Source organism: Shewanella sp. T24-MNA-CIBAN-0130 (assembly GCF_040310185.1).
Classification (GTDB): domain Bacteria; phylum Pseudomonadota; class Gammaproteobacteria; order Enterobacterales; family Shewanellaceae; genus Shewanella; species Shewanella psychromarinicola.
Genome location: NZ_JBEOPP010000175.1, coordinates 1 through 366, shown reverse-complemented (window position 1 = coordinate 366; position 366 = coordinate 1). Strand labels below are relative to the sequence as shown.

Here is a 366-nt window from a genome sequence, read left to right as displayed (position 1 = left end):
GTTGACGTTAACGCAAAACTTTATCAATAGAGCTTCAAAAATCATGTCTCATAGGCAAAGTTTGTTGAACTTAAAGCGCACTCATCAACGACAAATTAAGGTTTATCAAAATATTGATGTAAATAGGTAGGTTATTATGAGAAGTTCTTTAAAGTCATATCGTAAGGTGTCATTGGACAGTGAAATATCTGTTGCTTCACCGCATCGTATTATTCAAATGATGTTTGCTGGTGGTCTTGAGAGGCTTGCTCAAAGTCGCTATGCCATTGAAAACCGAGATATGAATAATAAAGGTTTGTTTATTGGTAAAGCGATAGGTATTGTCAACGGCCTAAATAATAGTTTAAATATGGATGAGGGCGATGA

The 366-nt window shown here is 35.2% G+C and carries 1 protein-coding gene; it reads left to right on the top strand.

Annotated elements, in window-relative coordinates; genetic code table 11:
• Positions 1-136: 136 nt before the first annotated feature.
• A partial coding sequence (locus AAEZ02_RS21965; RefSeq protein WP_351125080.1) for a flagellar export chaperone FliS occupies positions 137-366 on the top strand: 230 nt, incomplete at its 3' end.